Below are 25994 nucleotides of genomic sequence, written 5' to 3' on the forward strand. Positions count from 1 at the left end.
TCGTCCGTGCTCACCTCAGAACGCGTAACGGATCGTCAGCCACGGCGCGTGCCGCGCGACCAGCTCCCGGAACCGCGCGACGGCCCGCCGCTTGACGTCGACGCGATAGCGCACGACGTCGCCGGCCAGGCCGCCCGGCCCGGTGCGCTTGGCCTCCTGCGCCTCGGGGCGCCAGAGCACGTCCTCGGCCTGCGTGTGCCAGCCGAGGTTCACCTCGTGCAGGCCCTCGTGGTGGGTCAGCAGGATGACCTCGCACGCCGCCTGGGCCTTCACGGGTTCCGGGAGCCGGTCGGTGAGCTCGTCGAGCAGCAGCGCCCACTCCGACTGCCAGCGTTCGCGCAGCACCACCGGCGAGAAGTTGAGGTGGACCTCGTAGCCCGCGGCGACGAAGTCGTCGATCGCGGCGATCCGGTCGTCGATCGTGTCGGTGCGGATGTCGAGGAGCCTCGCGTCGCGGCGCGGCATGAGCGAGAACCGCACGCGGGTGCCGCCGCGCGGGTCGAGCGCGAGCAGGTCGCGGTTGACGTGCTTGGTCGCGAACGACGCCTTGGCGCCGTCGAGGCGGGCGAAGTGCGCGACGAGGTCGGCGACGTTGTCGCTGACCCGCGCGTCGACCGAGCAGTCGGAGTTCTCGCCGATGTCGTAGACCCGGTCGACGGGGTCGCACTGCGTCGGCTCGGTCTTGGGGCCGAGCTTGCGGTGGTGCCGCGTGATCGCGCGGGCGATCGCGTCGATGTTGGTGAACACCGTGATCGGGTTGGCGTAGCCCTTCCGGCGCGGGACGTAGCAGTAGGCGCAGGCCATGGCGCAGCCGTTGGCGGTCGAGGGCGCGATGAAGTCCGCCGAGCGCCCGTTCTCGCGCACCGTCAGCGTCTTCTTCTCCCCGAGCACGAGGTGCTCGGCCTTGATCCGCACCCAGCGCGCCACGTTCTCCTCCGCCCCGTGCAGGTCGGGGATCGCCCAGTGCGAGTCGATCTCGACGACCTCGGCGTCGGGGAACCGGGCGAGCACCTCCTGACCGCGCGCGGACGCCAGCGACGCCGGCTCGGCGTGGATCGTCGCGACCTCGAGGAGCGTCACGGGTCCAGGGTGCCGATCAGCGCGCGCGCCGTCGCACCGGCCCGCAGCACCTCGGCGGGGCGGCCGTCACCCTCGCGGGTCGCGAGCTCGGCCAGCACCGGCGCGACGTGCTCCTGGCCGCCGAACTGGAACCCGACCTGCGAGGCGTACGCGCCGGCCGCCTCCGCCTTCGCGGTGAGCACGGCGGTCACGTCGACGGCGACGTCGGTGCCGCTGACCTGCGGTGCGCCGGTCGCCTCGGGGTGGCGCACCGCGTACGGGGTGTCGCGCCACCACGCGGTCCGGTCCGTCTCCGCGGCCCGCGCGACCACGGCCGTCACCACCCGGTGGTCGACGTGGTCGCCCACCGACTGCGGGCCCAGGACGACGTCCGCCCCGGCGAGCCACGGGCCCACGGCGTCGGCGACGGGACCGGCCACGCGGTCGTCGTCGCGGCGGCCGGCGAACAGCGCCGCCGGCGAGCCGTAACCGCGGTGCGGGGCCTCGAGCAGCCCGAGGTGCTCGCCGCGGACACCGAGCCGGGCCAGCGCCGCCGCGTCCTCGGCGCGGCGCAGCGCCATGTAGTCGACGTCGGGCGCCAGGCCCTTGTCGGTCTGGCACGCGAGCGCGAAGCCCGTCGGCGCGGCGACCGATCCCGTGAACACCGTGACGACCGTGACCTCGTGCCCGGCCGCGGCGAGGCGCGCGAGCGTCCCGCCCGCGGAGAACACGGCGTCGTCGAGGTGGGGGCTGACCGCGACCACCCGGCTCACGAGCGGTCCATGGTCCGTGTGGCGTCACGGACACCGGGCGTCTGCGGTGGCCCACCGCTGACATCCCTCACAGCAGGTGGGGCGCCGCGCGGAAGCGGCAGTCGGGGTCCACGGGCGGGTCGTCGATCGCCGGCACGGGCACGTCGCGCACGGTCGCGTAGACGTCGGTGAGGCGGTGGGCGATCACCGGCCAGGACCAGCGCTCGCGGACCTCGTCGAGGGCCCAGGCGGCGAGGTCGGTGCGCAGCGCGGTGTCGTCGAGGACGCGGGCGATGCCGGCGGCGAGGGCCGCCGGGTCCTTCGGCGGCACGAGCAGGCCGTTCTCGCCGTCGCGGACGCAGTCGCGCACGCCGACGACGTCGGTGGACACCACCGGCAGGCCGCTCGCCATCGCCTCGAGCACGGTGTTGGAGAAGCCCTCGGCGTAGGTCGGGCTGACGAACACGTCGCCGCGCCGGTAGACCTCGTGGGCGTCCTCGTAGGCGGTGTAGCCCAGCTGCGTGACGTGCTCGTCGATGCCGAGCTCGGTGATCCGGTCGGCGACGGTGCTGGTGTCCGGCCCGATGCCGGACACGACGAGGTGCAGCCGCCGGCCGCGGTCGAGCAGGTCGGCGACGGCGTCGAGCAGGTCGAGCACGCCCTTCCGGGCGTCGACGCGACCGTGGTAGAGCAGCACCGGGGGGTCGGACAGGCTCCCGGGCGTGCGGGCGGGGGTGAAGCGCTCGGTGTCGGTGGCGCCGGAGACGACCGTCCAGCGGTCGCGGTCGACGCCGTGGCGCTGCGACACCTCGGCGGCGAACGACGAGGAGCCGATCACCAGCGCCGGTGCGTGCGTGAACACGGCCCGCACCAGCGTCTCGTGGGTCGAGCAGCAGGTGCCCACCCAGTGGCCGTCGCCGCCCTGCACGCTGACCACCGCGGGCAGGCCTAGGTCGTGCGCGGCGCGCAGCACGGCCAGGCCGTTGGGGTAGGCGTACTGCGCGTGGACCAGGTCGAACGGCGCCCGGGCGTGCTCGGCGGCGATCGTGTCGACCATCGTGGCGACGTCGGCCTCGAAGTCGGCCGGGCGCCCCCCGGTGACCTCCTGCTCGCCGTGGGCCTCCAGGGCGACGACGTGCACGCCGTCGGGCACCCGCTCGGGCGGCGGCGGCCCGCCCCCGTAGACGCCGCGCCCGGCGGGGTCGCCGCGGTACTGCGAGATCAGCGTGACGTCGTGGCCCTCGCGCACGAGGTGGCGCAGGAGGTTCTCGGCGTAGGCGCTCATGCCGGACACGGCCGGCCAGTAGCGGCGGGAGACGAAGCAGATCCTCACGCGCCGGCCTCCATCTTCTTGATCGTCTCGAGGGCCGACGGCACGAGCACGTCGGCGCGGTGGGAGTCCCGGGAGAGCTCGAACGACACGAGGCCGGGGTGGCGGACCTCCCGCAGCGCGGCGAGCACCGCCGGCAGGTCCATGTCGCCCTCGCCCGGCGCGCGGTGCTCGTGGACACCGCGCGGCATGTCCTCGACCGCGACGGCCCCGAGCAGCGGCGCGAACTCGCGCACCGCCCCCTCGGGGGTCCAGCGGCCGGAGACGATGCAGTGCCCGGTGTCCAGCGCGAGGGTGATCTCCGGGGCGTCCAGCGCCAGACGCACCCAGTCGTCGCAGTCCTCGACGAGCATCCCCGGCTCGGGCTCGACCGCGCAGACCACGCCGCGCTCGCGCGCGTGCGCGACGACCTCGCCCACGCCGTCGGCGAGCCACCGCCACGCCTCGTCCCGGTCCTGGCCCGGAGACGGCACGCCGGCCCAGAAGGAGACGGCCTCGCTGCCCAGGTCGGCGGCCACGTCCACGCACGTGCGCAGGAAGCCGACGCGCCGCGCGCGGCCCGCCGCGTCCCCGGTGACCAGCGTCGGCTGGTGCTTGCGGCGCGGGTCGAGCAGGAACCGGGCCCCCGTCTCGACGACGCTGTCCAGCCCGAGGCCGCGCAGCCGGTCCGCGAGAGCCGTGGTGCGCCGGCCCAGCTCCGGGGCGAACGGGTCGTGGTGGGCGACGTCGAGCGTGAGGGCGACGCCGTCGTAGCCGCAGTCGGCCAGCAGGGCGAGCGCGTCGTCGAGACGGTGCGACGTGAGCCCGTTGGTGTTGTACGCGTAGCGCAGACGGTGCAGCTCGGAGGCGGACATCCCGGCCGAGGTACCACCCCGCTCGGCCGCGGAACCCACCGTCCGGCGTCGTCTGCGGGGCCCGTCGCGCGAGCAGCGGTCGCAACGCTGCGGCCAGCGGCGGGTGCAGTATCTGCACGCGAAAACCGTGATGTTGACCACAAGGGTCCCGGACGCGTTCAGTGGCCCCCGCACGACGGTGAGCGATACGGCCGGTCGGAGCAGCGCAGACACAGCGCAGACGGGGACCGACGACGGGGAGGAGGACCCATGACGGAACCGCGCCGGCCCGATGTGCCCGGGCGCGGTGTCGGCGGGGGTCGCTCCCTCAAGACCGCCGCCGAGGCCCTCGCGGCCCTGCGGTTCCTCGGTGCCGCCGAGGACGGCGTCACCGCCGAGGCGCTCGCGGCCGAGCTCGGCAAGAGCACGGCCACGGCCCGCTACCTGCTCAACACCCTCTGCCAGGAGGGGTTCGCCGCCCGCGACCGGCAGGTCGGCACGTTCCGGCTGCAGGAGACCCCGCCGTGGGGCGACGCGTGGGGTGCCGCGGACGTCCCGACCGACGACTACTCGCGCTACGAGCTGCCCGAGCGGCTCTCCGACGCGGTGACCGAGCTGTACTGGCGCACCCGGCAGCGCACGTACCTCGCGCGCTGGGAGGGCGACGACGCGACGGTGATCGTGGACGCGCGCGGCCACCAGGGCCTGGCGCGCATCCCGGACCTCGCCGAGCGCATCCCGCTCGCCTCCGCGCACGCGCTGGCCGTGACCAAGGCGCTCATCGCGTCGTCGGGCACGCGCACGGCGCTGATGACCACGCAGGACGACCTCGAGGCCTTCACGGGCACCACGATCACGAGCACGCCGGCCATCGAGCTGGAGCTCGCCCGGGTCCGCAAGCGCGGCTACGCGGTCGACCGCGAGGAGTACGCCGAGGGCTTCTGCTGCATCGGCGCCCCGATCTTCGCCCCGGACGGTCAGGTCGCGGCCAGCATCGCGATCTCCACACCGAGCCGGAAGTTCGCGGTCGACGCCGACGAGCTCACCGACGCCGTCCGCGACGTCGCCACGGCCGCGACACGCGGCTGGCTGGAGTCCGACCCGGGCCCACCGTCACGAGGGGCCGATCCAGTCCCGCGGGGTCGCTGACCCCGCGAGCCGTGCCGCCGCACCACCCCCCGCGGCGGCGACCACCACGAACCACGGCTGCGGAACCCCGTACGCCGAGCTGGAACTCCACAAGGAGAAGAAGATGAGCCGTCAGAGTTTGGCGAAGGCTCACCAGAAGATCCAGGAACTTTCCTGGGAGCCGCAGTACCACGAGCCGTACATGAAGTACGGGACGGACTACACGTTCCGTAAGGCGGCCAAGAAGGACCCGCTCAAGCAGGTCCTCCGGTCCTACTTCCCCATGCAGGAGGAGAAGGACAACCGCGTGTACGGCGCCTCCGACGGGGCGATCCGCGGGAACATGTTCCGCCAGGTCCAGGAGCGTTGGCTGGAGTGGCAGAAGCTGTTCCTCTCGATCATCCCGCTGCCGGAGATCTCGGCCGCACGGTCGATGCCGATGCTGTTCCAGGCGGTTCCGAACCCGGAGCTGCACAACGGCCAGGCGATCCAGATGATCGACGAGGTTCGGCACAGCACGATCCAGCAGAACCTCAAGCGGCTGTACATGAACAACTACATCGACCCGGCGGGCTTCAACAACACCCTCCGGAACTTCCACTCGGACTACTGCGGCACCATCGGCCGTCAGTTCGCCGAGGGCTTCATCACCGGTGACGCGATCACCGCGGCCAGCATCTACCTGACGATCGTCGCCGAGACGGCGTTCACGAACACCCTGTTCGTGGCCATGCCGGCCGAGGCCGCGGCCAACGGTGACTACCTGCTGCCGACGGTGTTCCACTCGGTCCAGTCGGACGAGTCGCGCCACATCTCGAACGGCTACGCCACCCTGCTGATGGCGCTGTCGGACGAGGACAACCGCCAGCTCCTCGAGCGCGACCTGCGCTACGCGTGGTGGAACAACCACCGCGTGGTGGACGCCGCCATCGGTACCTTCATCGAGTACGGCACGAAGGACCGCCGCAAGGACCGCGAGTCCTACGCGGAGATGTGGCGCCGCTGGATCTACGACGACTACTACCGGGCGTACCTGCTGCCGCTCGAGAAGTACGGCCTCGTGATCCCGCACGACCTGGTCGAGGAGTCCTGGAACCAGATCTGGAACAAGGGCTACGTCCACGAGGTCGCGCAGTTCTTCGCCACCGGGTGGCTCGCGAACTACTGGCGCATCGACGGCATGACCGACGAGGACTTCGAGTGGTTCGAGTACAAGTACCCGGGCTGGTACGACAAGTACGGCAAGTGGTGGGAGAACTACAACCGTCTGGCGAAGCCGAACGGCCACCACCCGATCGTCGCCGAGGACGTCGACTACGTGTACCCGCACCGCTGCTGGACCTGCATGGTCCCCTGCCTGGTGCGTGAGGACATGGTCGTCGACAAGGTGGACGGCCAGTGGCGCACGTACTGCCACGAGGCCTGCCGCTGGACGGACGCCGAGGCGTTCCGCCCGACCTACCAGGGCCGCGAGACCCCGAACATGGGCAAGCTCGTCGGGCACCGCGAGTGGGAGACGCTGTACCACGGCTGGAACTGGGCCGACGTGGTGTCCGACATGGGCTTCGTCCGCGACGACGGCAAGACCATGACGGCGCAGCCGCACCTCGACCTGGACCCGAAGAAGATGTGGACCCTCGACCACCTGCGGCGCATGCCGCACGTGGCCAGCCCGAACGTCATCCTCAACGAGATGAGCGACTCGGAGCGCGAGGCGTTCGTGGCGGACTACAACCGCCAGGGTCCGGCCGGCCGGCCGGCCGACGCGACCAGCTGAGTGCGGTCGTAGCAGCACGGTGAGGTGAGAGGGGGGCCGGGGTGACCCGGCCCCCCTCGATCCCTCACGCCCTCGTCCGGCCGAGGCTGACCGTTTCGTCCGGATTTCGGCACCATTCCTCCCGAACGGAGAAGCCATCGATGGGTGACAAGCACCGGGTCCGATTCGAACCGGTGGGCATCGAGATCGAGGTCGACGAGGACCAGACGATCCTGCGGGCCGCCTCCGAGCAGGGGCTCCAGCTCATGCACGGGTGCAAGGAAGGCCAGTGCGCCGCCTGCAAGTCGTTCGTCCTCGAGGGCGACGTCGACGACATCGACCTCGACAAGTACTCGACCTTCGCTCTCCCGGACATGGAGCGCGAGGAGGGGCAGACGCTCCTCTGCCGCGCCCACGCCTACGACGATCTCGTGATCGAGCTCCTCAACTACGACGAGGAGATCATCCGGTCGGGGCTCCCGCTGCGGAAGGGCACCGTCGAGGTGCTCGCCAACGAGCCCGTCACCCACGACATGCGCCACCTGGTGGTCAAGCAGGTGGCCGGCGAGGACATCAAGTTCTTCCCCGGTCAGTACATGGACCTCACGGTCCCCGACACGGGCGAGGTCCGGTCGTTCTCGATGGCGAACCTGCCGAACCGCGAAGGCGTGTTCGAGTTCGTCATCAAGATCTACCCCGACGGGGTGTTCTCGCAGTTCCTGGAGCACAAGGTCGCCGTCGGTGACCGCATCGAGGTCGAGGCGCCGTTCGGCACCTGCACCCTCCGCGAGAACCGCACCTCCGACATCGTCTTCATCGGCGGCGGTGCGGGGATGGCCCCGATGCTGGGCCTGCTGCGCGCCCTCGCCGAGAAGGACGGCGAGCGCAAGGCGCGCCTCTACTACGGCGCCCGCACCAAGGCCGACCTGTGCTTCGAGGACGAGCTGCGCGCGCTCGAGGAGAAGATCCCGGGATTCAAGTACGTCCCGGCGCTCTCCGAGGCGGGCGGCGACGACTGGGACGGCGAGACCGGCCTGATCACCGAGGTGGTCAGGGCGAACGAGCCGGCCCTGGAAGGGATGGATGCGTATGTGTGCGGGCCGCCGCCGATGGTGGATGCGGCAATCGCCCTGCTGACCCAGCGCGGAATGGACGAGCAGCACATCTACTACGACAAGTTCACCACCACCGGAGAGCCGGAGGACGAGGGCTGACCATGACAAGCACCGAAGAGCGTCCCGAGCGGAGCGTTCCGAAGCCCGTCTTCACCGACGCGGAAGCGGGCGCCAAGGAGTTCCCCGACTCCGGGCCCTCGGCCCGGCGGTACAACTACTTCAAGCCCGCGAAGCGCAAGCAGACCCACTACGAGGACGTGACGGTCGAGGTCCAGCCGGACCCCCGCCACTACCTGTCGCAGGGCTGGATCTACGGCTTCGCCGACGGGTCCCGCGGCTACCCGCTGAACTGGACGAAGCTCAAGGCGTGGGGCGTCGACAACCCCGAGCCCGAGCGCGGCCCCGGCTCCGGCGGCAAGCCGATCCAGGATTGGCCGGCGCACGGCTGGCACGAGTTCCGTGATCCCAACGAGGAGTGGGAACTCACGATGTACCGGAACAACGCCAACGTTGTCCGGCAGGTCACCCAGAACGTCGAGAACGCCCGCCAGGCCAAGGCCTTCGACCAGTGGACGTCGAACTGGGTGCGTTTCGTCGAGCGCAACGTCGGCGCCTGGATGCACATCGAGCACATCCTCGGCCTGTACGTGTTCGCGGCCTGCAACCGGTCGGGCCCGACGAACATGCACAACACGGCGATGGTCGTGAACAGCGAGCACAAGATCCGCTTCGCGCAGGACCTGGCGCTCTACAACCTCACCCTCACCGAGGAGATCGAGGGCTTCGACGGCTCTGCGCACGTCGACGCGTGGAACAACGACGCCGAGTGGCAGGGCGTCCGCAAGCTCGTCGAGGAGATCACCGCCATCGAGGACGACTGGGGCGAGATGATCTTCGCCACCAACGTCGTGTTCGAGCCGCTGCTCGGTGAGCTCTTCCGGTCGAACCTCGTCATGCAGTCGGCCGCCGGCAACGGCGACTACGTCACCCCGACCGTCATGGGCGCCGGCGAGCACGACTACGCCCAGCGCGACCTGCGCTGGACGGTCGCGGCCTTCGCGCCGCTGACCCAGGACCGCGAGTTCGCGGACCACAACAAGCAGCTGTTCCAGAGCTGGCTGGAGAAGTGGGTGCCCAAGGCCCTCGAGGCCGCCCGCACCATGCAGCCGCTGTGGTCGCAGCCCGACGCCAAGCCCCCGAGGTTCGAGGACAGCCTCGACCGCGCCAAGAACCGTTTCGCCGGGATCCTCTCCGATCTCGGTCTCGAGGCACCGAAGGAGCTCAACAAGTGACCAAGTCCTTCAAGACGGCCGAGAGCCCCTTCAAGCAGGACAACACCGAGTCCGGCATGGCCGGCGTGACGCTGATGAACAACCAGATCGGCGTCGTGGTGGCCGAGGTGATGGACCGTCAGGAGAACGTGACGGTCAAGCACCTGCCCTCGATGATCCGCGTGGACTGCGTGGGCCGCATGGACTTCGTGTACTCGGAGATCTCCGAGGCGCTCGGCGAGGAGCCCGACTTCTACAACGCCGCCGAGTTCGAGGAGAACATGTCGACCCACTACGGGAAGATGATCCACATGGATGACCGGACGATCATGTTCGGGAACCTGGAGGAGGCCGCCGAGTTCATCGGCGACATGCTGCCCCCCGTGGTGAACAAGTAGCACGCGGCTCCCGGGTCGCCGCACGCCCGCACGGGGCGGACGTGCGGCGGCCCGGTGCCGTTCACCGGCACGACCCGTTGACTCCCCGTTCGCGCCCCAGAGCACCGGAGAAGTGAGGACATGGCCAAGGAACTGCGATTCGGCGCCGACGCGCGCAGGGCTCTCCAGGCTGGAGTCGACCAGCTCGCCGAAGCGGTCAAATCCACGCTCGGGCCCAAGGGGCGCAACGTCATCCTCGAGAAGATCACCGGTACGCCGGAGGTCACGAACGACGGTGTGACGATCGCGCGGGAGATCTACCTGCGCGACCAGTTCGAGAACATGGGCGCGCAGGTCCTCAAGGAGGCCGCGGTCAAGACCAACGACGTGGTCGGTGACGGCACCACCACGTCGACGGTGCTCGCCCAGGCGATCGTCCGCGAGGGGCTCAAGGCCATCAGTCAGGGCGGCAACCCCGTGCTCGTCAAGCGCGGCATCGACGCCGCGGTGGCGCGCATCGTCGCCCACCTCGCGCAGGTGGCCCACCCCGTGGACGACGTCGAGGCGCTCTCCCGGGTCGCCGCGATCTCGGCCAACGACGACGACGCGATCGGCCGCGTGGTCGCCGAGACCCTTCACACCGTGGGCGACGACGGCGTCATCACCGTCGACGACGGCCCGATGCTCGGCCTGCACGTCAACTTCGTCGAGGACTTCGAGTTCGACAACGGCTACGTCTCGCCGTACCTCGTCACCGACCCCGGCTCCATGCTGGCCGTCCTCGACGACCCCTACATCCTGTTCTCGGCCGAGAAGATCACCGACGTCCGGTCCCTCATGCCGGTGCTCGAGCGGATCATGCGCGACCCGCGCCCGCTCGTGATCGTCGCCGAGAAGGTGGAGGGCTCCGCCCTCCAGATGCTCGTGCACAACCACGTCAACGGGCACCTCAAGGTCACCGCGATCCAGGCCCCCGGCTTCGGCGAGAAGCGCGTCCACCTCCTCGAGGACATGGCCGCGCTCTGCGGCGGCAAGGTCTACTCGAAGGCGTCGGCGTTCTCGCTCGAGCAGATGGGCGCCGAGCACCTCGGACGGGCGACGCAGGTCCGCGCCACCAGCGAGCAGACCGCGATCATCGGCGGCCTCGGCGACCCCACGGCCCGCGAGACCCGCGTCCAGCAGCTGCGCGCCGAGCTCGACCGCGCCACGATCGGCACCGACGAGGACTGGTTCTCCGAGCGCATCGCGCGGCTGTCGGGCAAGGCCGCAATCCTGCAGGTCGGCGCCCCGACGAACGCGGAGCTCAAGGAGGTCCGCCACCGCGTCGACGACTCCCTGCAGGCGACCCGCGCGGCCATGGCCGAGGGCATCGTCGCCGGCGGCGGTGCGGCGCTGCTGCACGCCGAGGCGGCCCTGGGCGACCTCGACGCGCTGACCGGCGACGCCCGCCTGGGGGCGGAGATCGTGCGCGCGGCGCTGTCCGAGCCGGCCAACCTCATCGCCACGAACGCCGGCTACGAGGGCGCCGACGTCGTCAAGCAGGCCCGCGACCTCGGCGTCGACGAGGGCTTCGACGCCCTCGAGGGCCGCTTCGGGAACATGGTCGAGATGGGCATCATCGACCCGCTGCGGGTCGTGCGCTCCGCCCTGCAGAACGGTGCCTCGGTGGCGGGGCTGATCCTCACGACGAACTCGCTGGTCGCCGAGGAACAGACCCCCTGGAACAAGTCCCTCATGACAGAGTTCGGCCAGCTCGACGAAGGCCTGCCGCAGCCGGCGCCCGATTCGAGCACGCCGCAGTCGATGGGCCTCGGCCCGTCGATGGGGTGATCACGTGACCACTGTGCCGATTGGGAGGAGCACGTCGTGAAGGCCGTCCGCGTCCACGAGTACCAGAAGGACCCGTCGATCGACGACATCCCGGAGCCCAAGCTCCAGGGGCCGCTGGACGTGATCGTCAAGATCGGTGGGGCCGGCGTGTGCCGCACCGACCTGCACATCGTCAACGGGGACTGGAAGGACATCCAGAACCCGGAGCTGCCCTACGTGATCGGCCACGAGAACGCCGGCTGGGTCCAGGAGGTCGGTGACGCCGTCACCAACGTCAAGGTCGGCGACACGGTGATCCTGCACCCGCAGCCGTCCTGCGGGCTCTGCCTCTCCTGCCGCGCCGGCCGCGACATGCAGTGCACCGGGGACGCCTTCTTCCCGGGCCTGTCGAACAACGACGGCGGGATGGCCGAGTACCTGCGGACCACCGCCCGGGCCTGCGTGAAGCTCAACCCGGACACCAACCCGGCGGACGTCGCCGCCCTGGCCGACGCGGGCATCACCGCCTACCACGCCGTGCGCAAGGCCGTGCCGCTGCTGTGGCCCGGGAGCACCGCGGTCGTCGTCGGTGCCGGCGGTCTCGGGCACATCGGCATCCAGGCGCTCAGCGCGCTGACCGCCACCAAGATCATCGTGGTGGACAAGAACCCGGACGCGCTGAAGCTGGCCAAGGAGATCGGCGCGGACGAGACCGTCGTGGCCGACGGCAACCAGGTCGGCGAGGTCCAGGAACTGACCGGCGGCGGCGCCACCGTCGTCTTCGACTTCGTCGCCGAGCAGGGCGTCGAGAACGAGGCCTGGCAGATGACCGGGCCGGCCGGCTACCAGTTCGTGCTGGGCTACGGCGGACAGTTCACGGCGCCGACGCTCGACTTCGTCGCCGGGGAGAAGAACGTCATCGGGAACATCGTCGGGACGTACAACGACCTCGCCGAGCTCATGGTCCTCGCGCAGGCCGGGAAGGTCACGCTGCACACCAAGCAGTACCCGCTGTCGGGGGCACTGGACGCATTGCACGACCTGGACGCGGGGCAGGTCCGCGGCCGGGCGATCCTCGTCCCGTAGGCCGAGGCGTCTTCGCAGGAAAGGACCACCACATGTACGAGAAGGACGGCGAGAAGTACTTCATCGTCGATTCCCACATGCACTACTGGGACGCCTCGCCCGAGAACTGGGTGCAGGGCGCCGAGCAGTACGCCAAGGGCTGGATCGAGTGCTTCCACGCCTACCAGGGCCTCGGCCCGGCCGAGACCCACCAGCCGCTCGAGGAGTTCCAGAAGGTCTCCGAAGAGCAGCTGATGCGTCAGGAGTTCGAGGAGGGCCACGTCGACGTGGCCATCTTCCAGTCGACCTACCTGCGCGAGTGGTACAAGAACGGCTTCAACACCACCGAGCGCAACGGCTACCTCGCCGAGAAGTACCCGGGCAAGTTCATCCTGAACACCCGCTTCGACCCGCGCGACGGCGACGCCGGCATGCGCGAGTTCGAGGAGAACGTCAACAAGTACGGCGCGATCGGCGCGAAGATCTACACCGCCGAGTGGAACGGCGACTCGCGCGGGTTCAAGCTCACCGACCCGGAGGCGTACCGCTTCCTGCAGCGGGCCGAGGAGCTCGGGGTCAAGAACATCCACGTCCACAAGGGCCCGACGATCTGGCCGCTGGACAAGGACGCCTTCGACGTCTCCGACGTCGACCACGCGGCGACCGACTTCCAGAACCTGAACTTCATCGTCGAGCACGTGGGTCTGCCGCGCATCGAGGACTTCTGCTTCATGGCGACGCAGGAGCCCAACGTGTACGCGGGCCTGTCCGTGGTCATCGGCGGCCTCATGCACGCCCGTCCCAAGTTCTTCGCCAAGGTGATGGGCGAGCTGCTGTTCTGGGTCGGCGAGGACAAGATGACCTTCGGCTCGGACTACAACATCTGGGAGCCGAAGTGGCAGGTCGAGGGCCTCGTCGACTGGACGATGCCCGATGACGACCAGTTCGCGGACTACCCGCGCCTGGACACCAACGGCAAGAAGAAGATCCTCGGTCTGAACGCGGCCAAGCTCTACGGCATCGACGTGCCGGCCGAGTGCCAGATCCGTGAGGGTGAGCCGGCGGCGCAGGACGACGCCCAGCTCGTCGAGGACCGGTCGGTGGCCCAGGCATGACCACGGACACGGGTCCAGCTCCGCTGCGCTCCGTGTCCCGCACCTCCGACACCCCCGCCACGCTCGTGGCGGGGGTGTGGGAGGCGCTGCGCACGGTGCGCGACCCCGAGCTCGACGCCGACGTCGTCTCGCTCGACTTCGTGGCCGAGTGCTCGGTCACGCCCGACGGGATCGCGCACGTGCGTCTGCGCCTGCCCACCTACTTCTGCGCACCGAACTTCGCGTTCCTCATGGTCGCGGACGCGTGGGACGCGGTCTCGCAGGTCGAGGGGCTCACCGACGTCGACGTCGTGCTCATCGACCACTTCGCCTCGGACGCCATCAACCAGGGCGTCGCGGCACGGGCCGGCTTCGTCCACTCGATGGCCGGATCCGAGGTCGGCGAGGCCGTCGAGGAGCTCCACGAGCTGCGGCGCACGTTCACCGAGCGCGCGATGATGGCCGGCACCGACCTCGTCGTGCGCCCGCTGGTGCGGGCGGGCACGACGCCCGAGGAGGTCGCCGGGATGACCCTCGGCGACGCCGCCGGGATCGCCGACACCGACGACCTGCGCCGGCTGCGGGCCCGTCGCCGCGAGCTCGGGATCCCCGCCGACGACGACGCCCCGCTGGTGGTCGACCCGGTGGGGCGCACCGTCGGGATCGACGCGATGCCCCTGCACCTGCGCAAGGCGCGCAGCTACCAGGTCGGCGTCGACGCCAACACCAGCATCTGCCGCGGGCAGCTCGCGGCGCGCTACGGGCTCACCGGCCCGGCGGCCGCCGAGGGCTGACCGGACACCGCCGACCCGCGAGAGGAGGGCCCGCCGTGCCGCCCCACCGCGACGCGATCCGTCTCGACCCCGGCAACCACGACGGCCCGGAGGCCGGGCGGTGCCTCATGGAGCACGTCTCGGTGCTCGCGGGGGAGCCGTTCCGGGCGTGGCCGCGGTGCACCCACCCGGCCGTCGCGGCGCTGGCCGCCCAGATCAACGACCGGTGCTCGCCGCGCGGGCGGTCGGCGCTCCTCGGCCGGGCCGAGGCGCTCACCCGCGCCGACGGCGACGACCCGGCCCTGACCTGGCGGCTCGTCGCGCTCGGCGCCGAGGCCGTCCTGGCGCTGCGCCCGGACGACCCCGGCGCCCGTCGCCGGCTCGCCCGCGCGCGCCGGGCCCGCCGGGTCTGGGGCACGGTGCTCCCGGCCCCGCTGGCGCGGCGCCTGCCGCGCTGGGCGGTCGTCGCGTGCGGCCTCGCCGCGCTCGACGAGCTCGTCGCGGCCCTGCACGCCCTGCTGGCCGTCGCGGGCCCGCCGTCCTCCGACGAGCGCGACGTCGTGCTCGTCGCCCTGCTCGACAGCGTCCTCGACGCCGTTCTCGACCCTGTGTCCCCTGCTGCCTCCCCTGCCCAGAGCACCAGCCGTCGCGGCAGCTCCGCCGCGCTGCGTGCCGCCCCCAGAGAGGAGCTGTGCGCATGACCGCGCCCAGCGAGACCCCCCGCACCGTGCGGCGGGTCGGATCCCCGGCCGCCACCGCCCTGGCCGACCTCGCCGCCATCTTCGACGACCTGCAGACCGTGCTGCTGTGCTGCGAGCGGCTGGTGACGCAGCTCAGCGTGCCGGAGCCGGACCCGGTGCTCGTCGAGTCGCTGTGGACGACGGCGCTGCTGTCGTACACCCGCGCGTTCGCGCCGGGCGGACGGGGCATGGGCCTGACGGAGGCCGACGTCGAGGGCCTGGAGCTCGAGGGCGAGGTGCTCGCGTGGCACCGGATGGTCCGCCAGATCAAGAAGCACTACGCGGACCCGGCCACCAACCCGCGCGAGACCTTCGAGGTCGGCGTCGCGGTCAGCGACGGCGTCCCGCAGGGCGTCGCGATCACGTCGACCCGCCAGGACCTGCCGGACACGCTCTCGGTGCACCAGACCGGGGCGATCGCCTACCAGCTCAGCCAGCTCGTCGACCGGCGGATCGCCGAGCACCAGGCCACGGTGCTCGAGGGCGTGAAGGCGCTGAGCCCGGCGGAGCTGGAGACCCTGGACGAGGTGCAGCTCACCGACGTACCCGGGGGTGACGCGTGACCGAGAAGTACAACCCCTGGACCGTGGTCAACCTGGTCTTCTCCCACCTCGCGGAGAAGGGGCTGCACCCCATCCTCGGCGAGTCGGGGGACCCGTCGGCGGCGGCCGCCGAGCTCCTGCGCTGCCTCGGCATCGAGCCCGGCGACCCGTCGTGGGGCGAGGGGCAGGACGCGCTGCGCGTGAAGGACGACCTCGCCCGGCTCCGGGCCGCGTTCGAGTCCGACGAGTCGCGGAGCTGACCGTGGTCGCCATGCGCTTCGCGCGGCTCGCGGTGCACCGGATGACCCGCGAGCCGCTCGCGCTGCTCGTCGAGGAAGGTGCCGACCGGTGCCTGGTCGTCTCCGTGCGGGGTCCGCAGGCCGAGGTCATCGACCGCGGTCCGCGCGCGCCCGAGACCACCGACGACGACCGCCTGACCCAGGACCTGCTGCCCGACCTCGCCGGCCTGCTCGGCCGCCGGCTGGACCGCGGCGAGATCGTCGACCTCGTCGACGACCGCTTCCGCGCCGAGCTCGTGCTCGACGACGGGACCCGGCTGCCGGGGCGGCCCAGCGACGTCCTCGCCGTGGCCGTGCGGGAGGGCCTGCGGATCGAGGTCGCGGACGCGGTGCTCGACGCCGTCGGGCAGTCGTTCAGCGAGCTCGGGGGCGACCGGCCCGAGCCGGCGCGGGAGGCCGCCGAGCAGGTGGAGGAGCTGCGGGCGTTCCTCGAGCAGGCCACGGCCCAGGACTTCGGCCGCCCGCCGGAGCCCGGCGAGGGTCGCGAACCGGGGTGAGGTCGGACGTACCCGGCCTGACCTGCGGTGTCACGCCGGAGTCGTCTCGATCCGAGACACCGGGAGGCCCCTGCGGACGCCGTTCTGGCCGTACGATGCCGTGTTGTCCATCACTTCGAGGTGATGGCGGATGGCGAGGTGGCCCATGGACCGACGCGCCCAAGGCGCCCTCGGCCGCGCGCGCGAGCACTTCGTCGACGAGGGCGCGGTGAGCTCCCGCGGCGTCGTCCGGCCCGAGATCGTCGACTCGTGGGAGCGCTCCCGGCGCGCCGGTGTCGACGCGACGCACCTCGCCCTGCCCTACGAGCCGGACCTCGACTTCGACGGCAGCCTCGCCAACTGCGCGCGCCCGGTCCTCGACGACCTCGCCGAGCGGCTCTCGGGCATGTCGGTGGCCGTCGTGCTCACCGACGCGGACGGCCGCGTGCTCGAGCGCCGGGTCGGCGAGGGCGAGCTGCAGCGCCGCCTCGACGCGATCTCGCTGGCGCCGGGCTTCAGCTACGCCGAGGAGTTCGCGGGCACCAACGGCGTCGGGACGGCCCTCGAGGGCGCGATGCCCGCGCTGGTGGTCGGCGCCGAGCACTTCAGCGAGCGCCTCCAGGCCTTCGCCTGCGCGGGCGCGCCCGTCCGCGGCCCCGACGGCGGCCTCGCCGGCATCCTCGACGTCACCTGCCTGCGCTCCGAGGCCAACGACCTCATGCGGTTCCTGGCCCAGCAGGCGGCCACCGACATCGAGGACGTGCTGCGCGAGCGCGGCGGCGTCGGCATCCGGCGGGTGATGGCCGCCTTCCGGGCGACGTGCGCCCGGGCCCGCGGCCCGGTGCTCGCGCTGACCGACGACCTCGTCATGGCCAACCGCGCGGCCCGTGCCCTCCCGGCCGCCGACCAGGACCGCATCACGTTGCGGGCGCTCGAGCTGGGCTACGGCGCCCGCCCGCACCAGGACCGCGTCCTGCTCGCCGACGGCCCGGCCCGGCTGCACATCACCCCGGTGCCCCCCGAGCGCCCGGCCGGCGTGGTCGTCGAGGTCGTGGCGAGCCGCAGCAACCTGCGCCTGGCCCACGGCGACGACCCGCCGGGCCTCGTGCCGCCGCCCGGTCGCGGCTCCGGGCCCCGCACGGTCGAGCTGCCCTCGCCGCCCCCGGCGGCCGACCGGGCGCTGCCCGGTCTCGCGGGCGACTCCCGGCCCTGGCGCTCCGCCGCCTCGTCGCTGCGCTGCGCCGCGGGCTCCGGGCGCAGCACCGTCGTGCTGGGCGAGCCGGGCGTCGGCAAGGCCGCGGCGGTGCGGGCCGTGCACGGCGAGCTGCGGTCGCACGCCCGCTGGGTGGTCGTCGACGGCACCGATCCGGAGGCCGCGGTGACGCTCGGGGGCTACGCGGCGGAGGCCGCCGCCGGCGCCGGCCCGGTGACGCTCGTCGTGCGGCACACCGAGGCCCTCGACGCGGCCGGCGCGGGCGCGCTGACCTCGCTGCTCGAGGAGGTCCCGCCGACGTGGTGGGTCGTCGGGCTGGTCACGGCCGAGCGGGCCCCCGAGCACGGGCCGGTCGGCGGGGTCCTGGCCGGCTTCGCGACGTCGGTGCTGGTCGAGCCCCTGCGCCGGCGTCCCGACGACGTCCCGCTGATCGCCGCCGCCCTGCTCGCCCGCCTCGCCCCGGCCCGCCGGGCGTCGTTGACGGCCGAGACGGCCGGCCTGCTCGTCGGCGCGCGGTGGCCCGGCAACGTCACCCAGCTCGCGGACGTGCTGCGCCGGGCGCTCACGGCCCGCCCCGCCGGCGACGTCGAGCCCGCCGACCTGCCCGCCGAGTTCGCGGTGAGCGGCACGCGCCGGCGGCTGACGCCGCTGGAGACCGCGGAGCGCGACCTCATCGTGTCCGCGCTCGTCGAGGCGAACGGCAACCGCTCGCAGGCCGCCAGCGCGCTCGGGATCGGGCGCGCGACGCTCTACCGGCGGCTGCGCGCCTTCGGCATCACCGACGTGGGCCGCTGAGCAGCTCGTCGCGCTCGGCGTCGGCCACCGGGACCGCCGGCACCGGGCGGGCCCACCCCTCGTTCGCCCACTGCTCGCTCGCGCGCGCGGCCACGTCGCGCACGGCCGCGACCAGCTCGTCCTCGTCGAGGGCGAGCCGGCGCGCCGAGCAGGACAGGCCGACGGCGACCGTCGAGGCGCCGGAGGGCGAGACGACGGGCGCGGCCACGGTGGCGAAGCCCTCGGCGTACTCCTCGCGGTCGAGCGCGAGCCCGGTGCGCGCGACCTCGTCGAGCTCGGCGGACAGCGTCGCGAGCTCGGTGGTGGTCGACGAGGTGAGGGCCCGGAGCGGCTCGGCCTCCACCGCCTCGCGGTAGGCCGGCGACGCCGCGAGCAGCACCTTGGTCATGGCCAGCGCGTGGGCCTGGTCGGGCGCCACGTGGGTGCCCAGGCCCGGCAGCTTGGCGAGACCCTGATGGCCGCGGGAGTCGGTCACCGCGGCCACCAGGGTCCCTGTGCGGCGGACGAGATAGGAGCGCTGGCGCGTGCGCCGGTACAGCTCGGTGGTGGCCTCGGCGAGGATCGCGCCCGGGTCGGGGTCGCCGGGCACGGGGCTCGAGGTCGCCGGGTGGGCGCCCCACGGGCCCCAGGGCGGCGCCTCGGTGAGGCGGCAGCGGCCCGCGCCGTCGCGCTCGGCGTAGCCGGCCTCGCACAGGGTGTTGATCATGTACCGGGCGGTGGCGGCACTCTTGCCCAGGTGGTCGGCGAGCTCGGCGGCGAACAGGCCGGCCGGGTGGTCGCCGAGCAGGCGCAGGGCGCGCAGGACCGTGGCCGCGGTCTTGAGTGACCGCGCACCGCCTCCCGCGGGCACCCCGTCGTCGTCCACGGGTCTCAAGGTAGAGCCCACGCCGCGTGACGCCTGTCTCAGTGTGAGACGCCGGGGCGCACCACCCGTGTGAGCGACCTCAGCGCAGGTCGACGGCCTCCCCGGCGGCGGCGCGGGCGACCGCGTGACGGGTGGGCTCGCGGTAGAGGGGGTAGAGCTCGCCGACCGTCCGGTCGACCGCGGCCCGGTCCAGCCAGGCGTCACCGCCGAGACGCTCGCGCCCCTCGGCGGTGAGCAGGACCGGCGCCGCGCCGGGGTGCGGCGGCGCGCCGAGGCCGACGAGGTCGCTGCCGCGCTCGAGGAGGCGCTCGACGCCGCGTGCGCCGATCCGTCCGTACGACATCGTCTCGACCTCGAGGCCGGGCACGATGACCTTGGTCGTCACGGCCGAGCCCGCGTCGGCCACGAGCGCGAGCACGTCGAACCCGTCGAGGCGGGCGAGCAGGTCGTCCAGCTGCGCGGCCGGGGTGTCGAGCCCGGGCGTGTGCGGGAGGTCGGTGAACGCCACCGTCTCCCGTCGCGACAGGACGGTCGGCGCGAGCAGGTCGCGCAGCTCGCCCGCGCCGCGCGAGGTCCAGTCGGTCATGGCCTCGAACGCCCGGCGCTCCTGCGGCGGCACGGGGTGCGCCAGCTCGCGCTCCCAGTACCGGGCGTCGAACAGCGGCCGCACCGTGTCGAGGTCCGCGTGCGCCACGATCTTGCGCACCCGCGCCGAGCAGAACTCCAGCAGCGCCTTCTGCAGCGCGACCTCGCGGTCCGGGTCCGCGGCCTCCCCGGCGGCCGTCACGGTGACGGGGTGCGGCGCGTCGGCGACGTCGGTGTCGTAGCCGACGACGTGCAGGTCGGTGACGCCGAACGCCGTCGAGGCGAGCTTCGGGATCACCGTGATGCCGACGTCGGCGAGGTGGTCGAGCAGCCGGCGGGTGTCGGGGTCGGTGACGCCGTCGGTGTCGATGACGACGCCCCGGTCAAGGGCCCGGAAGGCCGTGGCGTTGCCGTCGCGCTGGAGCAGCTCCCCGAGCGCGTGGGCGACCGCGCGCTCGACGGTGTCACCGGCGCCGCAGCCGTTGGTGATGACGGTGGCGAGGCGCTCGCCGGCGGGCTGCCAGTCGAGGTCGACGGGGTAGGCCGCCGCGAACTCGGCGGGGACGAGCACCTCCTCGCCCGTGCGCCAGCGCGTCGTCGGGAGCCACCAGCGGGGACGGTCCGGGTCGTACGCGGTGCCGGCGGGCAGCACGAGCGACACGGGGTCGGCGACGCGGTCGGCGCCGCGCGAGCCCCGCAGCTCGGTGTAGGACGCGCGCACCGGCTCCAGCGTGCGCAGGTGCCGCGAGAGCAGCATCTCCTCGGCCAGCTCGGCGTGCGCGGCGACCCGGGCCCGCTCGACGGACAGGCCGTAGCCGAACGCCCCGCTGCGCGGCCACTCGCCGGCCGGGTCGGCGTGGTCGGCGGCGACGACGGCCACGCCGGTGCGGTCGGCCCCGGTGAGCACCGCGTCGCCGACGTCGCCGGGCGGCAGGGCCGCGTCGAGGCCCGCGGTGACCTCGTCGAGCGTGGTCACGACAGCTCGTCCAGCGGGACCGGCCCGGCGACGGGCTGGGCGGAGAGCAGCCGGTCGTAGAGGGCCAGCACGGTCTTCGTGGTGATGTGCGGTGCGTACTCGAACGGCGTCGCGACGGCCTCGAAGTCCAGGCGCTCGATCACCGCGTAGGCGTCGCGGATCTCCTGGTGGGAGAGCGGGATCTGCGCGTGGTAGGCCTTGTGCGCGCTGAGCCCGACCGTGCGGCCGTCGGCGTCGAAGCTCGGCTTGAGCATGTCGCCGCAGAACAGGATGCCGCGGCGCTCGTCGTGCAGGACGTTGTGGCCGTCGAAGTGCCCGCCCGTGCGGTGGGCGACGAGGCCGGGCGCGAACGCGTGGCGGTCGTCGAGCGGCCACGTCACGCGGAACGCCTTGGTCCACTCGAGATCGCGCACGCCGATGCCCAGCACCGGCGGGGCCAGCGCGTCCTGCAGCTGGAACAGCGCCCCGTACCCGTGGACGTGGCTCGCCCCGAGCGCGGCCAGCCCGCCGCGACGGCGCATCTCGGCGATCGCCGCGTCCGGGTAGAAGCCGGCCGCCTCCCAGCCGACGAGCCCGGCGTCGGTCTCGATCACCCAGCCGCACGTGCCGAGGCCGACCTGCGGCTCGCACCAGTAGCTCGTGACGCCCGGGGTCACCTCGGTCCACCGGGCCTCGCGGCCCGCGGCGAGGTCGTCGAACGACCGGAACTCCCAGCCGTCCTCGGGCAGGGCGTTGCGGACGTCGACGCACACCGGGCACTGCGGCGGCACGGCGAACCACCGCTGCCAGTGCCCGCAGTTCGTGCAGGTCCAGGGGCTCAGGGGCATGCGGCCTCCAACAGCAGGGTGTGCAGGGCGAGGTCGCGCTCGAGCGGCCAGGGCCACGCGGCCTCGCCGCGGACCGCCGCGCCGAACGCGGCGAGCTGGCGGGCGAAGGGCCCGGCCGTGGTGTCGAACGGGACCGGCTCCGCGGTCCCGGTGACCGCGTCGATCCGGGCCAGCGTGCCGCCCGGGTCCTGCCCGAGGGTGTCGGTGGCGACGAGCTGGGCGCGGGTGCCGACGATCTCGAGCCGCCGCCGCGGCAGCGGGTCCGCGGTGGAGAAGCTGACGTGGTGTGTCAGCAACGTCCCGCTCGCGGTGCGGCCGGCGAGGACGGCCGTGTCGTCGGTGCTGTAGTCGTGGACGGTCGTCGCGGTGAGCGCCAGCAGGTCGACGAGGTCCTCGCCGAGCAGGCGCCCGGTGAGGTCGATGCCGTGGGGGGCGAGGTCGATCATGGCGCCGCCGCCGGCGCGGGCCGGGTCCACGCGCCAGTTGTCCGTGCCGCCGGTGGGGGTGGTCCAGTCGCCCGGGAGCCAGCAGCCGTAGACGATCCGGACGGTGGTCACGACGCCGAGGTCCCCCGCGGCGATCATCGCGGCCATCGTCTCGTGCGCCGGGTGGAAGCGCTGGTCGAAGGCGGTGCCGGCGAGCACGCCGTCGGTGGCGGCGACGATCTCCTTCGCCGCCGGCACGTCGTGGGCGATCGGCTTCTCGCACAGCACCGGGACGCCGGCCGCGGCCACGGCGCGCACCACCGGCGCGTGCGCGTGGTTGGGCGTCGCGACGTAGACGGCGTCGAGGCCCGGGGCGGCGAGCAGGGCGTCGAGGTCGGCGAACGCCGGCGCCAGCCCGTCCAGCGCCCCGGCGTCGCGGTCGTGCACGCCGACGAGGTGCGCGGCGGGGTCGGCGGCGATGGCGGGCAGGACGAAGTCGCGCGCCACCCACCCGGCGCCGACGACGCCCCAGCCACATCTCCTCTGGCTCGTGCTCACCAGCGCTCCGGCAGGTCGACGAGCAACCGGCGGGCCGACGCGTCGGTGGGCAGGGGATCGGGCCAGCGCTCGGGCAGGTAGGTCGCGGCCCGCGGGCCGTACTCGGCGCCCCAGACCTCGTTGGGCCAGTGCCGCACCCCGTCGACGTAGAGCGGGTTGGGGACGAGCGCCGCGGCCGGGTCGGGGTCGAGCAGCGACGGTTCCGGCGCGCTCCCCACGCCCCGGGCCAGCGCGACGGCCTCGGTGTCGCCGAGGTCCTGCGCGTCGGCCGGGCGCGGCAGCCGGCGTTCGAGGGCGGCCGACGTCAGCTCCTCCTCGGCGTAGGCCAGCGCGCCGGGCAGCAGGGCCGCCCAGGCCTCCGGCGGGCGGGGGTGCCCCGGCTGGCCGAGGTTGTGGCAGTGCGCGGCCACGACGGCACCGCAGTCCCCGGCGTGCTCCGCGGCCGCCGCCAGCAGGGCCGCGGGGTCGTCGAGGAAGTACAGGACGTCGTGCGCGGCGACGTAGGTGCCGGCCGCGCGCGGCACCGGCCACGGGTGGGCGAGGTCGGCGCAGACGAGCGACACGTGCCCTGGCACGACGAACCGCCGGGCCAGCCAGAGCTTGGCGAACACGACGTCGACGCCGGTGAGGTCGCGCGCGCCGTGCCGGGCGAGCCGGCGCAGCAGGTGCCCGGCGCCGCACGCGAGGTCGAGCACCGGCCGCCCGGCGGGCGGGTGGGCGGCGGTCAGCGCGAGCACCGCGAGCCCCGACGGGTCGTGGTCGCGGTGCAGGAAGTAGTCGCCGACCCGGCCCAGCCCGAGCCCCGCGACGGCCTCGCGCAGTGTCGACGCGTCCAGCACCGCGCGCAGCTGCTCCGCGGGCGGCGGGGGCTGGTCCCACCAGTCGTCGTTGTCGGCGAGCAGCACCGCCGCGGCGTCGGCGACGCGCCCGTCGTCGAGGGCGGCGAGCGCGCCGTCGCGCACGTCGTCGCGGCCGGCCCGCAGGTACGGGATGCCCTCGAGTACGGGCCACCGCGTCGTGCCGTCGGTGAGGCTGTGGTCGGTGTCGGCCCGCAGCGCCGTCCCGCTCTCGGGGCTGACCAGGCCCACCACCGACGCAGCGAAGGGGCGGTTCGCTGCTTCTACGCGCCCGAACTCCGCCTTCGCGATCACGGCAGCAGCCCCGCGGCGTCGAGGACGGCGTTCTGGTGCGCCTGCACCGGCGAGTCGTGCACCAGCTCCAGGTCGACGAGCGCCTCGCGCACCGTGAACGCCGCGGCTCGGGCGTGGTGGTGGGTCTGCAGGACGCGGTCGAGGACGTCGGCGGCGTGGAACGTCGCCCCGAGCGGGGTGTCCGCGTCGGCGCGGGCGGCGAGCACCGGCCGCACCCGCGCGGCGAGGTCCCCGGGCAGGCTCGCGAGGGCCCGCTCGGTGAGCCGGTCGACGACGCCGTCGAGGTGCTCGCCGAGCAGGGTCTCGCCGGCGAACCCGGCGTCGGGCAGCACCGCGTTGTGCAGGTGGTGCGCCAGCCCGAGCAGGAACGCCTCGCCCCGGTCGGCGCCGTGGTCCTCGGCGAGCAGCGCCGCGTAGACGGCGACCGCCCAGCAGTGCTCGCCGTGGTCCTCGGGCGGCTCGACGACGAGCCGGGGCCGGCCCGGGGCCGTCGCGCCGGCCCGCGGCTGGCGGCACAGCGCCCCCACGAACGCGGGCGGGGCCACCGACCCGGCCTCCGTCGGCGGGGCTGCGCGCAGCCGCGCGAGCGTCTCCGGGTGCACGACGCCCTCGGCGACCTCGTCGATCGCCCGCCGCAGCACGTCCCGCACCGCCGCCACGTCCAGACCCGCGTCGGCGAGCACGCCCGCGTCGATCCCGGCCAGCCGCGCCCCGGCGACCGCGGCGGCGGTCTCGGCGTCGGCGACGGCCGTGGGGTCGGCACCGGAGACCAGCGCCGACCACGCGCGGACGAAAGCCCGCGCGGCCATCGACCCGTCGGCGTCGGCGGTTCGCACCCGCTTGAGGTCGCCGACCTCCCGGAACAGCCCGGGGACCGCGGCGTAACGGGCGGTGGGGCTGGCCAGGGCGGCTGTCACGCCGCGCCCGCGGCGATCCAGTCGCGCAGCACCTGCTCCTGGCGGTACAGCGCGTGCTCGGGACGCGAGCCGTCGCGGGTGGTCGGCGCCTTGAAGAAGTAGCCGAGCTGTTCCTGGGCGCCGCCCTCGCCGCGGCGCTGGGCCTCGACGACGAGCCGCACGAGCTCGAGCACCAGCGGCGCGGCGAGCACCGAGTCGCGGGCCATGAAGTCGACCTTGATCTGCATCCGCTGGCCCAGGAAGCCGACCAGGTCGATGTTGTCCCAGGCCTCCTTCTCGTCCCCGCGCGGCCGGTAGTAGTCGATGCGCACGACGTGGTCGGGCACCTCGTAGCCGAGGATGTCGTCGAGCACCGAGCCCTTGGTCGCGATCTTGCTCGACAGCGACGCGGGGTCGTCGAGGACCTCGCCGTCGCGGTTGCCGAGGATGTTCGTCGAGTACCAGCCGTCGACGGTCAGGGCGCGCGAGCGGAAGGCCGGCGCGAGCACCGTCTTCATCATCGTCTGGCCGGTCTTGCCGTCCTTGCCGGCGACCGGCACCCCGCGCTGCTCGGCGAGCTCCAGCAGGGCCGGCACGTCGGCCGACGCGCTGGGTGTGAAGTTGACGTACGGGGCGCCCTCGGTGATCGCGGCGTAGGCGTAGAGCATGCCGGGCGTGATCGCGGCGTCGTCGGCGTCGAGCGCGGACTCGAACCCCTCGGCGGACGCGAGCGCCGGCAGCGTGAGGTCGGGCCACCGCTCGGTCGAGGCCAGGTTGACCACCGTCAGCGTCTCGAGGTCGTGGTCGCGGCGGAAGCGGCGCAGGTCGGAGACGATGTGCGCGACCCGGTCACGCAGCGCCGGGACCGCGACGAGGTTCGTGCCGCGGGCGTTGCGGCAGTACTCCGGGTCGGCGACCGCGGGCCAGGGCTCGATCCCGGCCAGCGCCTGCCCGGCGGCCTCGATCTGGCGGTGGTCGAGCACCCCGTGGCCCTCGGCGGCCTTGGCGAGGTCGTCGCCGTTGACGTCCCAGCCGGCGAACACCAGCGACGTGTAGGGCACCAGGCCCCCGACGTCGGCCAGGGGCAGGCCCTCGGTGCCGACGCCCCCCAGCTTCATCATCTCGACGCCGGCGACGGCGGTGGTGGCCACGGCCCCACCGAGCCCGACGATGGCCACTCCCGTGCGTGCGGTCCCGTCCACGTGGATCCTCCTCGACCCTGGAACTCCCGGCCCGGTGTGGACCCCGGCCGACGTACCAACACGGCCGGGGAGGTGAAACCGC

25 protein-coding genes are annotated in these 25994 nt (G+C 73.3%); 14 read left to right on the forward strand and 11 right to left on the reverse strand.

Annotated features, from left to right (window positions below; translation table 11 throughout):
* Positions 1-15 precede the first annotated feature (15 nt).
* The 4 genes from ABD994_RS01740 to ABD994_RS01755 form a co-directional block, all read right to left on the reverse strand.
* Complete coding sequence (locus tag ABD994_RS01740; RefSeq protein ID WP_345410613.1) at positions 16-1080, reverse strand: spore photoproduct lyase family protein; 1065 nt, start codon at positions 1078-1080, stop codon at positions 16-18.
* Positions 1077-1832: a PIG-L deacetylase family protein gene (locus ABD994_RS01745; protein ID WP_345410614.1), complete on the reverse strand. Its 756-nt coding sequence runs from the start codon at positions 1830-1832 to the stop codon at positions 1077-1079. The genes ABD994_RS01740 and ABD994_RS01745 overlap by 4 nt, the downstream gene beginning before the upstream one ends.
* A gap of 67 nt (positions 1833-1899) precedes the next feature.
* Positions 1900-3144: a glycosyltransferase family 4 protein gene (locus ABD994_RS01750; protein WP_345410615.1), complete on the reverse strand. Its 1245-nt coding sequence runs from the start codon at positions 3142-3144 to the stop codon at positions 1900-1902.
* Positions 3141-3995 (reverse strand): sugar phosphate isomerase/epimerase family protein, encoded by an 855-nt coding sequence (locus ABD994_RS01755; RefSeq protein ID WP_345410616.1) that lies wholly within the window; start codon positions 3993-3995, stop codon positions 3141-3143. Before ABD994_RS01755 ends, ABD994_RS01750 begins: the two co-directional genes overlap by 4 nt.
* A 249-nt stretch (positions 3996-4244) precedes the next feature.
* Here ABD994_RS01755 and ABD994_RS01760 point away from each other — a divergent pair, with 249 nt between their 5' ends.
* The 14 genes from ABD994_RS01760 to ABD994_RS01825 all read left to right on the forward strand — a co-directional run bounded on the left by ABD994_RS01760 (position 4245) and on the right by ABD994_RS01825 (position 18427).
* Positions 4245-5123, forward strand: a complete 879-nt coding sequence (locus tag ABD994_RS01760) for an IclR family transcriptional regulator (RefSeq protein WP_345410617.1) — start codon at positions 4245-4247, stop codon at positions 5121-5123.
* Between the two features lie 103 nt (positions 5124-5226).
* A complete protein-coding gene (locus tag ABD994_RS01765; RefSeq protein ID WP_345410618.1) occupies positions 5227-6879 on the forward strand; it encodes a ferritin family protein in 1653 nt (550 codons plus the stop codon).
* A 140-nt stretch (positions 6880-7019) separates the two neighbouring features.
* Entirely contained in the window at positions 7020-8072 is a 1053-nt protein-coding gene (locus tag ABD994_RS01770) for an NADH:ubiquinone reductase (Na(+)-transporting) subunit F (protein ID WP_345410620.1), read from the forward strand.
* 2 nt (positions 8073-8074) lie between these two features.
* Positions 8075-9265, forward strand: a complete 1191-nt coding sequence (locus tag ABD994_RS01775) for a ferritin family protein (RefSeq protein WP_345410621.1) — start codon at positions 8075-8077, stop codon at positions 9263-9265.
* Between the two features lie 56 nt (positions 9266-9321).
* Positions 9322-9642: an MmoB/DmpM family protein gene (locus ABD994_RS01780; protein WP_345410738.1), complete on the forward strand. Its 321-nt coding sequence runs from the start codon at positions 9322-9324 to the stop codon at positions 9640-9642.
* 120 nt (positions 9643-9762) lie between these two features.
* Positions 9763-11451: a chaperonin GroEL gene (gene groL, locus ABD994_RS01785; RefSeq protein ID WP_345410622.1), complete on the forward strand. Its 1689-nt coding sequence runs from the start codon at positions 9763-9765 to the stop codon at positions 11449-11451.
* A gap of 36 nt (positions 11452-11487) precedes the next feature.
* Positions 11488-12516 (forward strand): NAD(P)-dependent alcohol dehydrogenase, encoded by a 1029-nt coding sequence (locus ABD994_RS01790; RefSeq protein WP_345410623.1) that lies wholly within the window; start codon positions 11488-11490, stop codon positions 12514-12516.
* Between the two features lie 32 nt (positions 12517-12548).
* Positions 12549-13610 carry an amidohydrolase family protein gene (locus ABD994_RS01795; RefSeq protein WP_345410624.1) on the forward strand — a complete coding sequence of 354 codons (1062 nt, stop codon included), beginning with the start codon at positions 12549-12551 and terminating at the stop codon, positions 13608-13610.
* A gap of 32 nt (positions 13611-13642) precedes the next feature.
* Complete coding sequence (locus tag ABD994_RS01800; protein WP_345410625.1) at positions 13643-14383, forward strand: metal-sulfur cluster assembly factor; 741 nt, start codon at positions 13643-13645, stop codon at positions 14381-14383.
* Between the two features lie 35 nt (positions 14384-14418).
* On the forward strand, positions 14419-15063 hold the full coding sequence (locus ABD994_RS01805) for a hypothetical protein (RefSeq protein WP_345410626.1): 645 nt from the start codon (positions 14419-14421) through the stop codon (positions 15061-15063).
* Positions 15060-15665 carry a hypothetical protein gene (locus ABD994_RS01810; RefSeq protein ID WP_345410627.1) on the forward strand — a complete coding sequence of 202 codons (606 nt, stop codon included), beginning with the start codon at positions 15060-15062 and terminating at the stop codon, positions 15663-15665. Before ABD994_RS01805 ends, ABD994_RS01810 begins: the two co-directional genes overlap by 4 nt.
* The gene (locus tag ABD994_RS01815; protein ID WP_345410628.1) at positions 15662-15904 is read left to right on the forward strand and encodes a hypothetical protein; all 243 of its coding nucleotides are present in this window, start codon (positions 15662-15664) and stop codon (positions 15902-15904) included. Before ABD994_RS01810 ends, ABD994_RS01815 begins: the two co-directional genes overlap by 4 nt.
* 11 nt (positions 15905-15915) lie before the next feature.
* Complete coding sequence (locus tag ABD994_RS01820) at positions 15916-16440, forward strand: bifunctional nuclease family protein (RefSeq protein ID WP_345410739.1); 525 nt, start codon at positions 15916-15918, stop codon at positions 16438-16440.
* A 145-nt stretch (positions 16441-16585) separates the two neighbouring features.
* Positions 16586-18427 (forward strand): sigma-54-dependent Fis family transcriptional regulator, encoded by a 1842-nt coding sequence (locus ABD994_RS01825; RefSeq protein WP_345410630.1) that lies wholly within the window; start codon positions 16586-16588, stop codon positions 18425-18427.
* Here the strand turns inward: ABD994_RS01825 and ABD994_RS01830 are convergent.
* The 7 genes from ABD994_RS01830 to ABD994_RS01860 form a co-directional block, all read right to left on the reverse strand.
* A complete protein-coding gene (locus ABD994_RS01830) occupies positions 18408-19292 on the reverse strand; it encodes an IclR family transcriptional regulator (RefSeq protein WP_345410631.1) in 885 nt (294 codons plus the stop codon). The genes ABD994_RS01825 and ABD994_RS01830 overlap by 20 nt on opposite strands.
* Before the next feature lie 79 nt (positions 19293-19371).
* Positions 19372-20853, reverse strand: coding sequence for a YcaO-like family protein (locus ABD994_RS01835; protein ID WP_345410632.1), 1482 nt, complete (start codon positions 20851-20853; stop codon positions 19372-19374).
* On the reverse strand, positions 20850-21680 hold the full coding sequence (locus ABD994_RS01840; RefSeq protein WP_345410633.1) for an MBL fold metallo-hydrolase: 831 nt from the start codon (positions 21678-21680) through the stop codon (positions 20850-20852). The genes ABD994_RS01835 and ABD994_RS01840 overlap by 4 nt, the downstream gene beginning before the upstream one ends.
* Complete coding sequence (locus ABD994_RS01845; protein ID WP_345410634.1) at positions 21671-22663, reverse strand: Gfo/Idh/MocA family protein; 993 nt, start codon at positions 22661-22663, stop codon at positions 21671-21673. The genes ABD994_RS01840 and ABD994_RS01845 overlap by 10 nt, the downstream gene beginning before the upstream one ends.
* Positions 22660-23814, reverse strand: a complete 1155-nt coding sequence (locus tag ABD994_RS01850) for a methyltransferase domain-containing protein (protein WP_345410635.1) — start codon at positions 23812-23814, stop codon at positions 22660-22662. The genes ABD994_RS01845 and ABD994_RS01850 overlap by 4 nt, the downstream gene beginning before the upstream one ends.
* Positions 23811-24731, reverse strand: a complete 921-nt coding sequence (locus ABD994_RS01855; RefSeq protein ID WP_345410636.1) for an HD domain-containing protein — start codon at positions 24729-24731, stop codon at positions 23811-23813. The genes ABD994_RS01850 and ABD994_RS01855 overlap by 4 nt, the downstream gene beginning before the upstream one ends.
* Positions 24728-25912: an inositol-3-phosphate synthase gene (locus tag ABD994_RS01860; protein WP_345410637.1), complete on the reverse strand. Its 1185-nt coding sequence runs from the start codon at positions 25910-25912 to the stop codon at positions 24728-24730. The genes ABD994_RS01855 and ABD994_RS01860 overlap by 4 nt, the downstream gene beginning before the upstream one ends.
* Positions 25913-25994: the final 82 nt, after the last annotated feature.

Origin of the sequence: Actinomycetospora chlora (assembly GCF_039542135.1) — a bacterium.
Lineage (GTDB): Bacteria > Actinomycetota > Actinomycetes > Mycobacteriales > Pseudonocardiaceae > Actinomycetospora > Actinomycetospora chlora.